Here is a 15,283-nt window from a genome sequence, read left to right as displayed (position 1 = left end):
AAGGAACGTGGCAGCCAAAGACCTCTTTTATCGAGTGATAGCCACCCATACTTAAATGCATACTTAAGGAGATATAGTATGAACCGTCAAGAGATTGATGTTCTGGTTAAACAAATGAACGTAGATACAGCGACAGGGCCTGTTGACCAACGTGTACAGCAAGTTGTGGTCCGTTTATTGGGTGATTTATTCCAAGCGATTGAAGATCTAGATATTACTCAAACTGAACTATGGAAAGGTCTAGAGTATTTTACAGATGCAGGTCAAGCGAACGAATTAGGTCTTTTAGCCGCTGGTTTAGGTTTAGAGCACTACCTTGATTTACGTGCCGATGAAGCTGATGCGAAAGCAGGTATTACAGGTGGTACACCACGTACCATTGAAGGCCCTTTATATGTGGCTGGCGCACCTGAATCAGTGGGCTTTGCTCGTATGGATGATGGTACGGAAACCGATAAAATTCCAACACTGTTTATTGAAGGTACAGTAACAGATACCGAAGGCAACATCATTGAAGGCGCTAAAGTTGAAATTTGGCATGCCAACAGCCTAGGTAACTATTCTTTCTTTGATAAGTCTCAATCTGACTTTAACCTTCGCCGTACGATTCTTTCTGACCAAGACGGTAAATATGTTGCACAAACTACGATGCCCGTTGGTTATGGCTGCCCTCCAGAAGGTACAACTCAATTTGTTTTAGACAAATTAGGCCGTCATGGTAACCGTCCATCGCATGTACATTATTTTATCTCTGCACCAGGTTACCGCAAGCTAACCACTCAATTCAACATCGAAGGTGATAAATACCTTTGGGACGACTTTGCCTTTGCAACTCGTGATGGTCTGGTAGCAACTGCTGTTGATATCACAGACGAAGCTGAAATTGCGCGTCGTGGTCTAAACCAACCGTTTAAGCACATTAGCTTTAATGTTGAGTTAGTTAAAGAACAAGCCGCAGCACCAAATACTGAAGTTGATCGTCGACGAGCTAGCGCTTAATTACTCACTCAAAGGAAGCCGAGCTGTCTCATCCAAGTTTGACAACTCGGCGACTATCCCCTCATTGGACAGTCGGAGAATGGACATGCCACGTATTCCTGTAATTAACACCAGCCATCTAGATCGTATTGATGAACTTCTTGTCGATAATTTTGACACTGGTGAATTTAAACTGCACCGCTCAGTATTTACCGATCAAGCGTTGTTTGATCTTGAAATGAAATACATTTTTGAAGGTAACTGGGTATATTTGGCACATGAAAGCCAAATTCCAAATAACAATGATTATTACACGACTCATATCGGTCGCCAGCCCATTATCATTGCACGTAACCGTAATGGTGAATTGAATGCCATGATCAATGCCTGCTCACACCGTGGCGCACAGTTATGTCGTTATAAAAAAGGCAACAAAGCAACCTACACCTGTCCATTCCATGGTTGGACTTTTAATAACTCAGGTAAATTGCTCAAAGTTAAAGACCCTGCTGAAGCTGGTTATTCAGATTGCTTTAACCAAGATGGTTCACATGACTTGAAAAAAGTCGCGCGCTTTGAAAGTTATAAAGGCTTTTTATTTGGTAGCTTAAATCCTGATGTGCCAAGCCTTGAAGAATTCTTAGGTGAAACCACCAAAATTATCGACATGATCGAAGGTCAGTCGGAAAACGGTTTAGAAGTTTTACGTGGTTCATCTACCTATACCTATGAAGGTAACTGGAAACTGACAGCTGAAAATGGCGCAGATGGCTATCACGTATCAGCCGTGCATTGGAACTATGCAGCGACCACTCAGCACCGTAAAGAAGCACAAGCGGCAGATAATATTCGTGCCATGAGTGCGGGTTCTTGGGGCAAGCAAGGTGGTGGTTCTTATGGTTTTGACAGTGGTCACATGTTGTTGTGGACACAATGGGCTAACCCAGAAGACCGTCCAAACTTTAGCAAAGCCGATGAATATACCGAAAAATTTGGCGCGCCGATGTCGAAATGGATGATCGAACGTTCACGTAACCTATGTCTTTATCCAAACGTTTATTTGATGGATCAATTTGGTTCACAAATTCGAGTTTTACGCCCGATTTCTGTCAATAAAACTGAAGTCACCATTTACTGTATCGCCCCTGTCGGTGAAGAGCCAGAAGCACGTACACGTCGTATTCGTCAATATGAAGACTTCTTTAATGCTTCAGGCATGGCAACACCTGACGATTTAGAAGAATTCCGTGCCTGCCAAGCAGGTTATGCAGGGATTGAACTGGAATGGAACGACATGTGCCGTGGTTCAAAACACTGGATTCATGGACCGGATGATGCAGCCAATGAAATTGGATTAAAACCACTATTAAGTGGCATCAAAACCGAAGATGAAGGTCTTTACCTTGCTCAGCATCAATATTGGTTAAAAACCATGAAACATGCCATCGCTGAAGAAAAAGAATTGGCACAACAAGTCGCAAATGAACAAGGAGATGTCGCATGAATGCAACTGCACATTTAGACAGCGTAAGCATTGAAGCTGTATCTCAGTTCCTCTACCGTGAAGCGCGTTTTTTAGATGATGAACAGTGGGATGAATGGCTAGCGTGCTATGCCCCAACTGCATCATTTTGGATGCCAGCTTGGGATGACGACGACCGCCTAACGGAAGATCCACAGTCTGAGATTTCTTTGATTTATTATCCAGACCGTCAAGGTTTAGAAGACCGTGTCTTCCGCATTAAAACTGAGCGTTCATCTGCCACGATGCCGGATACACGAACTAGCCACAACATTAATAACGTCGAGATTATTGAACGTGATGGCGACAAAGTCACGGTGCGTTTTAACTGGAACACCTTAAGTTTCCGCTACAAAACCAACTATAGCTACTTTGGCATGTCACGTTATGAAATTGATTTTTCAGGCGAGCAGCCAAAAATCCTCAGTAAATATGTTGTTCTTAAAAACGATTATATCAACCAAGTTATTGATATTTATCACCTATAAAAGCTTATTTCACTAAGCAAGGTTTAACTTTCAGCCAGAAGGATATTTGGCTGAAAGGACACGTTATACCAGATTTTCAAAAGGATATTCAGCCATGTCAAACCATAATGTTGCACTTCAATTTGAAGATGGCGTTACTCGTTTTATTAGTGTTGCTCAAGGTGAAACCCTATCCGACGCAGCCTATCGTCAAAAAATCAATATCCCTCTAGATTGCCGTGATGGCGCATGCGGGACATGCCGTGCATTTTGTGAGTCGGGTACTTACGACATGCCTGAAGAATCTTATATCGAAGACGCTTTAACCCCCGAAGAAGCAGAGCAAGGTTATATTTTAGCTTGCCAATGTCGTCCTAGTTCAGATGCGGTTTTCCAAATCAGTGCATCATCTGACGTGTGTAAAACTGAAATTCATGAGTTTCAAGGTACATTGTCTCGTGTTGAAAATATGTCGGATTCTACGATTACCTTTGATATTCAACTGGATGAAGGTCAACCTGACATTAACTTCTTGGCAGGTCAATACGTCAATGTCGGCATTCCGGGGACTGAAGAAACTCGTTCGTATTCGTTTAGTTCAAAGCCGGGCAATCGTTTAACAGGCTTCGTGGTTCGTAATGTCCCTGAAGGCAAAATGAGTACTTTCCTGAGTGCCGATGCGAAAGCCGGCGACAAAATGACCTTCAAAGGACCTTTTGGTAGTTTTTATCTACGTAATGTTGTCCGTCCTGTGGTCATGCTTGCAGGTGGTACAGGTATTGCGCCGTTTATGTCCATGCTACAAGTGCTTGAAGAAAAAGGGTCTGAGCAACCTGTTCGTCTTGTATTTGGCGTAACCAATGACTTTGACATCGTAGCTAAAGACAAACTCGATGAATTACAAAGCAAACTCCCATGGTTCGAATACCGTACTGTGGTCGCTCACCCTGAGTCACAGCATGAACGTAAAGGCTATGTGACCAGTCATGTTGAAAAAGATTGGTTAAACAATGGCGATGTAGATATTTACCTCTGTGGTCCTGTGCCGATGGTCGAAGCGGTACGTGGCTGGTTAGATACCGAAGGCGTTAAACCTGCAAACTTCTTGTTTGAAAAATTCTCAGCGAATTAAGGGAGAATAGTTTAATGTCAGAACAAGCCAGATTTAACAATAAAGTTGTCATCGTAACCGGTGCCGCTCAAGGTATCGGTCGTGGAGTAGCACTACAAGTGGCTCGAGAAGGCGCTCAAGTGGTATTGGCAGATCTCTCAGATTTTGTTGAAGATACGCTGAACGATATTCAAGCCCACAATGGCGATGCCATTATTGTTAAAGCCAACCTTGAAACATTTGCAGGCGCTCAATCAGTTGCTGCTCAAGCCATTGAAAAATATGGCCGAATTGATATTTTAATCAATAACGTTGGCGGTGCGATTTGGATGAAGCCCTTCCAAGAATTTTCAGAAGAAGAAATCATTAAGGAAGTTAATCGTTCATTATTTCCAACCCTCTGGTGCTGCCGAGCCGTGTTACCTGAAATGATTCAAAATCAGCAAGGGACAATTGTAAATGTATCTTCTATTGCAACCCGTGGTATTAACCGTGTGCCATATTCAGCGTCAAAAGGTGGGGTTAATGGCTTAACCGCTGCTCTCGCTTTTGAACATGCCAAAGATGGTATTCGAGTCAATGCCGTAGCCACAGGTGGCACAGAAGCCCCACCACGAAAAGTACCAAGAAATACCAATCCATTGTCAGATCATGAAAAACAATGGATGCAAGACGTGGTCGATCAAACCATTGACCGTACATTCTTAGGACGCTATGGCACAATTCAGGAACAAGTGAATGCCATCTTATTTTTGGCATCCGATGATTCATCTTATATGACAGGAACAGTCGTCCCTGTTGGTGGTGGAGATCAAGGTTAAACGCTATACCGTCATTGGTTTAATTCAACAGGCTCATTGACATAGTCGCATGGAGGCAAAAGCGATGGCACCCCTGTTAAAAACATTAAAAGAAGATTGGTCGATCTCAGCGACGGTTGCAGGATTTTTAGCCGTGCTGATTTCATATTCAGGCCCACTGATTATTTTTTTCCAAGCCGCACAAAAAGCTCAAGTTTCCCCAGCCATGATGATTTCATGGATTTGGGGGATTTCTATTGGTGCTGCGCTGGCGGGTATTTATCTCTCTATTAAATATAAAACCCCGGTGATTACCGCGTGGTCAGCGCCCGGTACAGCCCTTTTAGTCACCCTATTTCCGAATATTTCATTGAATGAAGCCATAGCAGCTTATATCACGTCCGCTATTGTTATTTTCTTGATTGGCATCACTGGCTATTTTGACAAACTCTTAAAATGGATTCCTCAAGATGTCGCTGCGGGAATGATGGCAGGTATTTTATTTCAGTTTGGACTTGGACTGTTCACTGCGACAGATAGTATGCCGATCATTGTCTTTGGCATGTTATTGGTCTTTCTGATTTCTAAAAGACTATCGCCACGCTACGCGATGATTTGGGTCTTACTGACTGGTGTCATCCTGAGTTTTACATTAGGAAAAATTAATCCTGTTGATGTGAATTTTCAACTCGCTATACCGCAGTTTATTGCCCCAATTTGGACTTGGAACTCGACTTTAAATTTGGCGATTCCCTTAATCTTAGTCAGTCTGAGTGGTCAATTTCTTCCGGGGATGGCGATCATGAAACTCAGTGGATATGACACGCCAGCTAAGCCCATTATTACAGCGACCAGTATTGCCTCGCTCGTTGTCGCATGTGTCGGAGGCATTACTATTGTTTTAGCGTCTATCACCGCAGCCATGTGTATGGGCAAAGATGCACATGAACTAAAAGAAAAACGTTATATAGCCGGTATTGCCAATGGTATTTTTTATATTTTAGGCGGCTTATTTGCAGGCAGCATTGTCATGTTATTTAGCCTATTACCTAAAGAGTTGGTCGCTGCACTTGCAGGTCTAGCGTTATTAGGTGCGATTGGAACAAACATGTCCGTTGCAATGAAAAATGAGGCCAACCGTGATGCGGCGCTAATCACTTTTTTAGCGACAGCCTCAGGTATGCATTTTTTAGGGCTAAGCTCAGTATTTTGGGGGATTTGTATCGGTGTCGCTGCACATGTCATTTTGACCAAACGAGTAGCCACACAAGCGCCGATGACAACGGCTCAAGATTCTAAAAGTTCATAATATTCAAAAGCATTACTACTACAAAGAAGATGGGAAAATTACATCTTCTTTGTTTAATCGAAAACTCAATTTTTTGATTTTCTTGTCATTTAAACTTAAAAATTCAATATTCGAAATTAAGAGCTCTATAGGATAAAAAAGGGATCATGTTGCATCATCCCTTTTTTACTTATCTTTGAATTATTTACGTTTTTTCTTACCACTAAGTAGATCTATGGCTTGGGCATAACGTGTAGGTGCAATTCGCTGAATTAAATCAATAATTTTGGCATCATTACCAATTAAAACTCGACGTTTATTCTGCTTTACCGCATCTAAAATGACTTTTGCTGCGACTTCAGGCGGTGTTTTTAGCACTTTATTAAATGCTTTGGTTGCCCTATCTGGGTTCATCCCTAACGCACGAATACTGTCACTCATACGCGCGCTATTTGCAATATTGGTTCGAATCCCACCCGGATGCACGCAAGTTGCGCTGACTCCAGCATTTTCCAAGTCTAATTCTTGGCGTAAAGATTCAGTAAAACCTCGTACCGCAAACTTCGTTGCATTATAGGCACTTTGAGTCGGTTGAGCCGTCAAACCAAATAAGCTGGAAATATTAACTATATGTCCATCGCCACTTTGTTTTAAATACGGTAAAAATGCTTTTGTCCCATATACCACGCCCCAGAAATTAATATTCATAATCCACTCAATTTCATCATAATGCATACCTTCTACAGTACTGGCTAACGCGACACCTGCATTATTAAAGATCAAATTGATCTGGCCAAATTCAGCTTGGGTTGCAGCCGCCCATTGCTCGACAGCGGCACGATCAGATACATCTAACTGGGTCTGAGTTATTTTCACACCGGTGTGCTTAATCATTTCAGCCGTTTGTGCAAGGCCGTCGAGGTTGCGATCACTTAATGCTAGATGCGCACCTGATTGAGCCAGTTGAATGGCTAATTGCTGTCCAATACCTGAACCTGCTCCAGTAATGGCTGCGACTTTGTTGTTAAAATTTTTCATCGTTATTCCTATACACACTTAATCTCGTTCAGTGAACAAGCTGCATTTTCATATTATTCATAACACAAGCTTAACGAGAACTGATCTATGAATGAAATGATTTTATTTAATTGTAAAATATGAATGCTATACATAGCTCTTTAGCGTTATTGCTTCAAATCAAATTAATGTAATTCAACATGATTAGAGCAAAAATTGAAAACTTAAATGAGCCTTTTAGCTCCGGCTTTTTTTGGGATTGTAGCTCTAAATTTTTCAGCTCAAACAGCGTTTGATATTTATAAAAGTGATACAAATCCCAAATGTTATAAACAAAGCTCAACATTTATTCTATTTTTCTACACGATCCAGATTCTACATATTCAAAATCAGTATATAAAATCCACAATATATACTTATTTTTTTGTGAATATAGCCCTTGAAGACAACAAGGCTGATGCTTTGTAATTTTCCAAGTCTTGTGTATCCACCCTTTGGAAGATCAGGGATGCACATCTCTTACTATGTTCAATAGAGGTTCTAAAATGATAAAAACAACTCTTAGCCTAATCGGTTTGTCACTGGTGTCTAGCTTAGCTTTGGCTGCTGATCCATTGCATGGTACTAAATGGAAAACCATCGATGACCAAACCAAAAAACCTTTATCTGTAGTTCAATTTAATGAAACATCAAAGGGCGTTTTATCTGCAAAAATCGTGGATGTACTCACCCCGGGTGAAGCAGAAAACTGCCAAAAATGTGTAGGTAAATTCCACAATAAACCACTACTCGGTGTGCAAATCGTGAATGGTTTGAAAAATACCGGTAAAAATACCTATGACGGCGGTAAAATTACTGACCCGAAAAATGGTAAAACCTATAGTTTCAATGCCAAAATGTCGAATGACGGCAAGACCTTGAATGGTCGTGGCTATATTGGTGTATCTGCGCTTGGACGCAGCCAAACATGGATACGTGTAAACTAATCCTTTATGTACAAAGTCAAAAGCGGCTCGATTGAGTCGCTTTTTTTGTATGAAAACCAAGAATGAAATTATTCGAAAATAAAAATTAAACGGTATAACGTTTGCTTAGCCCCCATTCGGCTAATATTCGACGATAGGTTGTCGATGAGCGATCTGCTTCGAAATGCGCCTCCATACTGATATCCAGTGGCAATTCCTCAGGTTTTTGACTTTCCACCATGTCCTGATCTTCAGCAAAAATTTGTGCATTAAAATCATAGACCGCTTGTAAATCGCCTGTGGTATCAAAATTTCGAGTTAAAGGCACAAATAAACGGGTTTTATTATGCGATACAGGACAACAGGCATTTAATATTTTCAATACCCCATTTTCAGGAAAATCGATGGTTAAAATTGCAGAAAATGGCGGATAGACATCAAACGTTCTTTTCCATAAAAAGTCTTCTGGCGCTAAATGTTGTAAGCCATGCGGATAATTACTCACATCACTGAGATATTCTGTATGTAGTCCATAGTCCGTACGTACTGTCGAATATTTTTGCACTTTAGGGTTTTCACGATCTGCAAAGCTCTCATGATGCACCCATGCGAAATGTGCAACATCAATAAAACCTTCGAGCTGACGCCCACTTGAACCATCAATATCTACATAAGGTGGCAATATAGATTGGTGCTGCTCTGTATCCCACGTGTCTAAATCTGGAAAATTGGCCGTAGATTCATCGCGGTTAAATAAACTGGTCCACACCAATCCATATTTCAATACGACTGGAAATTTAGTTAATGAAAAACGCTCTGAAATTTGTGTCAGCTCAGGCTGTGCAGGAATTTTTACACACTTTCCTGCACCGTTATAATGTAGACCATGATATGGACAAATAATATCTTCACCCTTGACCCAGCCTTTGGTTAATGGCACCCCACGATGTGGACAGATATCACGAACCAAATGAATTTTTCCACTTTCAGTTTGATACAACGCCATTTTTACATCGAGTAATTGCACTTGTTGCGGTTCAATCGAAACATCTTCTACACATGCAACGGGATACCAATGCTGCGCCAAAATATTCCAGTCGTTAGCATCAAATGTACTGCACTGAGGTTGGGTAAATAAATTGAGTACGGCTTTGTTGCATAAAGGCTTTAAAGATAGAGTTTCCCTAAGTAACTCAAATTTAAGTGACAACTTGGGTATGAGGGCGACCTAATTCTGTGAATTTGTTCAAAACTGCTACACGTGCATGAATCTCATTCACCTGACTAGGAAAACTCCTTGCTGTTAATTTATCGCCCAATAATTTGATGCAATGCATCTTGGTTTCAACCAAACTTCGATGATGGTAGCCTGACCATTTTTTCCATAGCGTCCTACCTAGATGTTTAACAGTACGAAGTAATTCATTTCGCTCTAGCGAGCTGGTCTTTTTATCTTTCCATGGCTTCGCATTTTTTCTAGGTGGAATCACCGCATGTGCATCTCGATCTGAAATGACTTGTCGGCAGAGCTTTGTGTCATATGCGCCATCAGTATAGACCGAATCAATTCGTTCATCCAAGGGAATTTGAGAAAGTAAATCATCGAGTACTTGCGAATCGCTCACATTATTTGTAGTAAGCTGTACTGCACGTATTTGAAGGGTTTCAGCATCTATAGCAATATGAAGCTTGCGCCATTGACGACGATATTCAGGTCCATGTTTCTTACGTTTCCATTCACCTTCACCTAGAAATCTCAAGCCAGTGGAGTCTACGAGTAGATGTAGCCCATCACTACTTTTTTGATAGCTAATCGCAATATCAATATGCTTTTGTCTACGACAAAGGGTGGAGTAATCCGGAGCTGTCCAATCTAATCCCCAAAGCTTAATCAGGCTTTGAACAAAACCTGAAACCATGCGTAAAGAGAGTCGAAATAGGGATTTAATCATTAGGCAACATTGGATTGCTATATCAGAATAGGTTTGATTTCGACCTTGTTTGCCCTTTGCTTGTGCATACCACTGAGTTTTTGAATCAAACCAAATGGCAATATTTCCACGATTAATAAGTGCGCGGTTGTATGTAGACCAATTGAGAGTACGGTAAATTTTAGGTGTGGGCTTATTCATTTGAAAATTATATTGTGGAATAAGCCCTTAACGATAGGTTTGTGCAACAAAGCCAAAGTAATCCTTAAACTTCCTCCGTCAAAGAAAATAAACTTTCTTAAAAGAGTCATTTAATGAATTATCGCTTTTAGCTGTTATTTTTCAATACGTTTAAAAGTTACTTCAGCTAAATTTAAAGTAGATGTTGTACATCCAATATGCAATTGTCATTCAAATATTTTTCAGCACAATTTTAAAATATATGTGAGGCATAAATGCTGAATGAATTCAGAAAACATAAAAATCCCCCACGTTTGGAGGATTTTTTACTTTATTTATTGAATAGCCATTATTTTTAATACACATCACGGCGGTAACGACCTGCTTTACGCAGTGTATGCAGTTGTTCAATGCCCAGTATCTCTTGCAAAGTGGCATCTACCGCTTTGGCCATATTCAAACTGCCGCAGATATAGAGACAAGCCCCTTGCTCTAGCCAATCAAACAATTCAGCTTTTTTTACAACTAGGACATCTTGCACATACTTTTCAGCAAATCCATCACGAGAAAATACCCGATCGATTTCTGAAATTTTACCTTGGTTTTGTAATTCATGCAGTTCATCAGCAAAAATTGCATCGAAATCTTGTTAATGCTCACCATAAATTAACCAGTTTTGATAGTGCTCTGTTGCGACACGTTGCTTAAGATGTGAAAGCAAACCCGCCATTCCTGAGCCATTGCCAATCATAATTGCTGACTTAACGCCCTCTGCTAAGTGAAAATTTGGATTCGCACGAATATAGGCATGAATATATTGTCCAAGTTTTAAATCGTGCGTTAATAAGCCAGAACCTAAACCTAGTTCATCGCCATGCTGCTCTTGACGTACAACGAGCTCTAAATATTTTTAATTAAATAGAGTTTGATAATTTCACGCTTAGACTAAACAACTAAAGAAAGATTATAATTAAAGCTTAGAATTCATTCGCCATTTGCGAAATCTTCGAGCAATCATGTCCAAAAATCTTGCAACGCTGATTGGATTCAGTGCAATCTTACAATGGTCTTCTATTGTTGGTTTACTTAAGAAAATTAGTTTCAGTATTGGCCCTGATCTTGCAGTGCTCTTTATGTATACATTGAGTGCAATTATTCTATTGCTCTTATTTAAAATTCCAAACCTTAAACTGGTTCCGCGCCAATTTTTGATATACGCCACTATTCTATTTGTGATTTATGAGTTGTGTTTTTCGTATGCCATTGCTTTGGCTCAAACTGCTCAACAAGCGATTGAAATCAGTTTAGTCAATTATTTATGGCCGAGTCTGACAATTGCCGCGTTAATCTTATTTAAAGAATTAAAATTTAACTTTTTCGTAATCATTGGTTTAGCCATTTGTTTGGGTGGCATCATTTTGATCCAAACGGGTAATGGAAGTTTTAACTGGTCTACAGTCTTTACGAACATTCAGTCTAATCCATTAAGCTATTTTCTTGCTTTTATGGGAGCGAGTTTATGGTCACTCTACTGTGTGATTACACGTAAATACAGTCTTGGACATAACCCTATTTCATTCTTTTTCGTCGTGATCACGATTATGCTATGGCTAAAAATGTTGATATTTCACGGTATTCCGCGAATGCCTGCCGTAGACTTACATACCGGTATGTATATGTTGATCGTGTCCATCGTGACTGCTTTGGGTTATGCAGCGTGGAATGTAGGTATTATAAAAGGCAATATTACGATATTGGTAACTTTATCGTATTTTAGTCCGATTTTTTCTTCGGTTATTTCAATGTTTATATTACAGACACCACTGAGTTTAAGTTTTTGGCATGGTGCCATTTTGGTGACATTAGGTTCGCTGGTATGTTGGATTTCAACCAGTTGGCCACAAATTAAAGCCAGATTAATGCAATTGCGCCATGAATAATAAGAAGCAGTCACTTGGCTCATTTATCTTAAACTGAATAGCAAAACCGCGATTAGGCACAGCATATGAAGTAACTGTGTTGGTGCAAAATATAGAAAATATTTCCAGCCACCTGTGAGAAATGCATTCACACATTTTGAAATCGCATGGGCTGATAATCCAATCACCACAGCATAAACCAATGTTAAATTGTCGATATTACCTTGCATCACCACGGTTGCCATAGCTGCATGGACTTCAAAGAGTGATGCTAATAATGTCCCTAAAATTAAGCCTTTATCACCTAAAGCGAGATTTAATCCATAAACAAGTGCTTGGATTAAAGTAAGCGTGATGGCAATGATTGCCGCCTGTTTTAAGCTAAACATTCGACTATCAGTATTTTCTAACGGCACTGTTTCATTCGCCTCTACACGAAGCATTTCAGGTTCTGACTCTTTATTATGCTGAACTTGAGATGAGCCATAAATCAGATATAACGCAGTAAGGACCAATATCAAGATGCCGACGATACTTGGTATAACTAATATTTTAAACCAAGCAAAACTCACCCCAAGGACAATGATCAAAAGTTGAACCAATGTCGCAACACATGAAAAAAGTCCTGCCCCTGCATTACTTTTGGCACTGGCTTTTCCTGCTCGCACTTCCATGCCTAAGCTTGCGATTGTTGCTGTGCTCGACACAAAACCTGATGCCAAGGCCGATAAGATAATCGCTTTATCAGAAGATAGAAGCCGCTTGGCGATGTGCGCTAATGACTGCACCACCAAGATCAATATCAGTAATTTTAAAATCACATAGGGATTTAATACTGAACCCCAATAGGCTTGATTCGGCGTTAAAGGTAAGGCAATTAGGATCAATGCCAGTAAAAAGACTCCATCTCTTAACTCATAGTCTTTGATCCAATGCGCTGCAAAATGATGTAAGCCTTTTTTTCCAACTAGTATGAGGGTCAGCACCACAGCCAAACACGCAGCCAATGGAATATTAAATACACAAGCAGCGCCGATTAAATAGGTCATAACAAAAGCAAGTTCTGTGGTTGTGCCAATATCTTGTTTTTGCTGGCTTAATCCATAATAGCTAAACATACTGACGACAATTGCACCGATTACACCAACAGCTAAATGGATTAAAAAACACAATGCTCCAAACAGCGCACAAATGGTAAATGAGCGTAAACCGGCAAAGCTCTGTTCACTGTCCAAATTGTTGTTACGTTGACGCTCCAAACCGATGAGTAGTCCACAGCCTAAAGCCGAAGCTAAAATCGTTAACAATGCTGGGAAGGATAATGTTTGTATGAGTATTTCCAAATTTAAGCCCTCCCATCAATACATTGTTTATTTTGGCAATATAAATAAAAAATAATAAAAAAATTTAACGCTAAAATTTGAAAAAAACATATAAATTGAACAACTTGAGCATTTTCAATCATGTTCAAAGTTTAGTCATACTTTAAATCATAAACAATTCCATGATAAATATCCTAGTGGACATCAAATATTTCTCATCTTTTAATTAAAAAAAATATTCGAAAATCTGACTTAAATTCGGACTTTTTTTACCTTCATGTCTGTTTAAAGCACACATTAAGCCCAAATCACCATAATGGCCGCAATCACCACTAAGGCTAAGCCCCAATGATCAGTTCTTGCGAGTTTTTCCTTAAAGAAATATGCAGAGATTAAGAGGCTAAATAATATTTCGATTTGACCTAGGGTTTTGACAATCGCAACCGTTTGCATGCTCATGGCAGTAAACCAACCCAAGGACGCTAGAAAGCTACAGACACTAACACGAAAGGTCAGACCGACTCTCTCCCACATGGCAATGAGCGTTTTGCGGCTAAATAGACTGAGGTACAGCAGCATAATCACACATTGAAAGCCAATTACACTCAACAGTACCCACGCCGCACGATGCAAAGTCGGTAAATCACTTAGCTCTAAACTGGCTTCACGAACCAATAAAGAGGTAATAGCAAAACTTAATCCACTCCCTACACCAATGCATAACGTTGGCAGAGATAATTTTTGTCGTTGAGAACCTTTGCTTAAAAGAAAAACGGCAACACCACCAACCAAAACACCAATCCAACCAAATAAACTTAAATGTTCACTTAAGAAAATCACCCCAACAATGGCCGCAAATATGGCTTCACTTTTCGCTAAACCGACGCCGATGGCATAATTCTTTTGTTTAAAAAGCAAGACCATTAAAATCGTCGCTAAAATTTGACTTAGTCCTGCAATCACCACATAGACCCAAAACATAGGTGTAAATGTGGTTACCTGACTCACAGGCTGTTGTTGGTACAGCACAAATAAATAAATGCAGGCAAATGGGAGTCCAAAAATAAACCGAGCAAGGGTGACACCATACACATCAACAGTGGTACTGAGTTGCTTTTGAAATGCATTGCGCCATGACTGCATAAAAGCAGCCATTAAAGTGAATAAGATCCAAACTGGAAACATAAGAAAGGTGGTTTAACGGTGGATGCCTCATCAATTTACGCTTTTATTGAATTGAATGCGACCCAACACGGCTAGATTATTCATTGAACTTGGTTATGGATTCATTGAAAAAATTTTATTTAAAAACCTCATATTAAGAATATGGTATTTATCAAAATTTAAGTTTTTATAAAAAAACGCAAAGGCATGTCACCTTTGCGTTTTGCTCTTTACCAATATAGTTAGTAACTTACATTAGATTTCTTTCATAAGTCATTTTTCACTCAGCTCTAAGTTATAAATTCCAGCGATTAAATTGAATCTCAAACCAAGCCTTTTACCTCTATTTCGATAACGCTCAGCAAGGATTTTGAAGGTTTTCAGGCTGCCAAATACATGCTCAATTCCGATTCTTCTTTTATTGATTTCATGATTATAGATTTTCAATTCAGGATCCAATTTACAGTGTCTTTTGGCTTTTAATGGCAACAGGCTATTTGGATACACTGTATAAATTCCCTGATAACCCTTATCCGCAAGGATAAATGCACCTGCAGGAATCTGATTCAAGTTACGTTTGAAGAGTTCGAAATCATGTACGGCACCACGACTCGTACAT

Annotated in this window: 15 protein-coding genes; 8 read left to right on the top strand and 7 right to left on the bottom strand. The window is 39.9% G+C overall.

Going from position 1 to position 15,283, the window contains the following annotated elements:
• The first annotated feature begins 78 nt into the window (after window positions 1-78).
• The 6 genes from catA (at window position 79) to benE (ending at window position 6,187) form a co-directional block, all read left to right on the top strand.
• Window positions 79-999, top strand: coding sequence for a catechol 1,2-dioxygenase (catA, locus tag FTU83_RS10775; RefSeq protein WP_078193335.1), 921 nt, complete (start codon window positions 79-81; stop codon window positions 997-999).
• Between the two features lie 85 nt (window positions 1,000-1,084).
• Window positions 1,085-2,482, top strand: coding sequence for a benzoate 1,2-dioxygenase large subunit (benA, locus tag FTU83_RS10770; RefSeq protein WP_180106481.1), 1,398 nt, complete (start codon window positions 1,085-1,087; stop codon window positions 2,480-2,482).
• Window positions 2,479-2,988 carry a benzoate 1,2-dioxygenase small subunit gene (gene benB / locus FTU83_RS10765; protein WP_180106479.1) on the top strand — a complete coding sequence of 170 codons (510 nt, stop codon included), beginning with the start codon at window positions 2,479-2,481 and terminating at the stop codon, window positions 2,986-2,988. Before benA ends, benB begins: the two co-directional genes overlap by 4 nt.
• Window positions 2,989-3,082: 94 nt before the next feature.
• Window positions 3,083-4,099, top strand: coding sequence for a benzoate 1,2-dioxygenase electron transfer component BenC (gene benC, locus FTU83_RS10760; protein WP_078190731.1), 1,017 nt, complete (start codon window positions 3,083-3,085; stop codon window positions 4,097-4,099).
• A gap of 14 nt (window positions 4,100-4,113) precedes the next feature.
• Window positions 4,114-4,899, top strand: coding sequence for a benzoate diol dehydrogenase BenD (benD, locus tag FTU83_RS10755; protein WP_180106477.1), 786 nt, complete (start codon window positions 4,114-4,116; stop codon window positions 4,897-4,899).
• A gap of 64 nt (window positions 4,900-4,963) precedes the next feature.
• Window positions 4,964-6,187, top strand: coding sequence for a benzoate/H(+) symporter BenE (gene benE / locus FTU83_RS10750; protein WP_180004507.1), 1,224 nt, complete (start codon window positions 4,964-4,966; stop codon window positions 6,185-6,187).
• A 180-nt stretch (window positions 6,188-6,367) separates the two neighbouring features.
• On the opposite strand, the gene FTU83_RS10745 is transcribed toward benE, so the two are convergent.
• Entirely contained in the window at window positions 6,368-7,204 is an 837-nt protein-coding gene (locus FTU83_RS10745) for an SDR family oxidoreductase (RefSeq protein ID WP_180004509.1), read from the bottom strand.
• 524 nt (window positions 7,205-7,728) lie between these two features.
• On the opposite strand from FTU83_RS10745, the gene FTU83_RS10740 reads away from it, so the two are divergent.
• Window positions 7,729-8,169, top strand: coding sequence for a DUF2147 domain-containing protein (locus tag FTU83_RS10740; RefSeq protein ID WP_168379617.1), 441 nt, complete (start codon window positions 7,729-7,731; stop codon window positions 8,167-8,169).
• 85 nt (window positions 8,170-8,254) lie between these two features.
• Here the strand turns inward: FTU83_RS10740 and FTU83_RS10735 are convergent, their stop codons facing one another.
• From FTU83_RS10735 to FTU83_RS10725, 3 genes are all read right to left on the bottom strand, one after another.
• Entirely contained in the window at window positions 8,255-9,358 is a 1,104-nt protein-coding gene (locus tag FTU83_RS10735; RefSeq protein ID WP_257222585.1) for an aromatic ring-hydroxylating dioxygenase subunit alpha, read from the bottom strand.
• On the bottom strand, window positions 9,348-10,280 hold the full coding sequence (locus tag FTU83_RS10730; protein WP_180004513.1) for an IS5 family transposase: 933 nt from the start codon (window positions 10,278-10,280) through the stop codon (window positions 9,348-9,350). Before FTU83_RS10730 ends, FTU83_RS10735 begins: the two co-directional genes overlap by 11 nt.
• 334 nt (window positions 10,281-10,614) lie before the next feature.
• The gene (locus FTU83_RS10725) at window positions 10,615-10,800 is read right to left on the bottom strand and encodes a hypothetical protein (protein WP_180004515.1); all 186 of its coding nucleotides are present in this window, start codon (window positions 10,798-10,800) and stop codon (window positions 10,615-10,617) included.
• 475 nt (window positions 10,801-11,275) lie between these two features.
• On the opposite strand from FTU83_RS10725, the gene yddG reads away from it, so the two are divergent.
• Window positions 11,276-12,199 (top strand): aromatic amino acid DMT transporter YddG, encoded by a 924-nt coding sequence (gene yddG / locus FTU83_RS10720; RefSeq protein ID WP_180004517.1) that lies wholly within the window; start codon window positions 11,276-11,278, stop codon window positions 12,197-12,199.
• A gap of 23 nt (window positions 12,200-12,222) precedes the next feature.
• Here the strand turns inward: yddG and FTU83_RS10715 are convergent, their stop codons facing one another.
• From FTU83_RS10715 to FTU83_RS10705, 3 genes are all read right to left on the bottom strand, one after another.
• Entirely contained in the window at window positions 12,223-13,521 is a 1,299-nt protein-coding gene (locus FTU83_RS10715; protein ID WP_180004519.1) for an MgtC/SapB family protein, read from the bottom strand.
• A gap of 276 nt (window positions 13,522-13,797) precedes the next feature.
• Window positions 13,798-14,685: a DMT family transporter gene (locus FTU83_RS10710; protein ID WP_180004521.1), complete on the bottom strand. Its 888-nt coding sequence runs from the start codon at window positions 14,683-14,685 to the stop codon at window positions 13,798-13,800.
• A gap of 252 nt (window positions 14,686-14,937) precedes the next feature.
• A partial coding sequence (locus tag FTU83_RS10705) for a transposase family protein (protein WP_180004523.1) occupies window positions 14,938-15,283 on the bottom strand: 346 nt, incomplete at its 5' end.

The sequence above is a fragment of the Acinetobacter sp. YH12152 genome (assembly GCF_013418285.1).
Taxonomy (GTDB): domain Bacteria; phylum Pseudomonadota; class Gammaproteobacteria; order Pseudomonadales; family Moraxellaceae; genus Acinetobacter; species Acinetobacter amyesii.
This window is presented reverse-complemented; position numbering and strand designations above follow the sequence as displayed.

Coding starts and splice junctions, on each gene's coding strand:
- catA (WP_078193335.1), top strand. CDS start 79: ATGAACCGTCAAGAGATTGATGTTCTGGTTAAACAAATGAACGTAGAT.
- benA (WP_180106481.1), top strand. CDS start 1,085: ATGCCACGTATTCCTGTAATTAACACCAGCCATCTAGATCGTATTGAT.
- benB (WP_180106479.1), top strand. CDS start 2,479: ATGAATGCAACTGCACATTTAGACAGCGTAAGCATTGAAGCTGTATCT.
- benC (WP_078190731.1), top strand. CDS start 3,083: ATGTCAAACCATAATGTTGCACTTCAATTTGAAGATGGCGTTACTCGT.
- benD (WP_180106477.1), top strand. CDS start 4,114: ATGTCAGAACAAGCCAGATTTAACAATAAAGTTGTCATCGTAACCGGT.
- benE (WP_180004507.1), top strand. CDS start 4,964: ATGGCACCCCTGTTAAAAACATTAAAAGAAGATTGGTCGATCTCAGCG.
- FTU83_RS10745 (WP_180004509.1), bottom strand. CDS start 7,204: ATGAAAAATTTTAACAACAAAGTCGCAGCCATTACTGGAGCAGGTTCA.
- FTU83_RS10740 (WP_168379617.1), top strand. CDS start 7,729: ATGATAAAAACAACTCTTAGCCTAATCGGTTTGTCACTGGTGTCTAGC.
- FTU83_RS10730 (WP_180004513.1), bottom strand. CDS start 10,280: ATGAATAAGCCCACACCTAAAATTTACCGTACTCTCAATTGGTCTACA.
- yddG (WP_180004517.1), top strand. CDS start 11,276: ATGTCCAAAAATCTTGCAACGCTGATTGGATTCAGTGCAATCTTACAA.
- FTU83_RS10710 (WP_180004521.1), bottom strand. CDS start 14,685: ATGTTTCCAGTTTGGATCTTATTCACTTTAATGGCTGCTTTTATGCAG.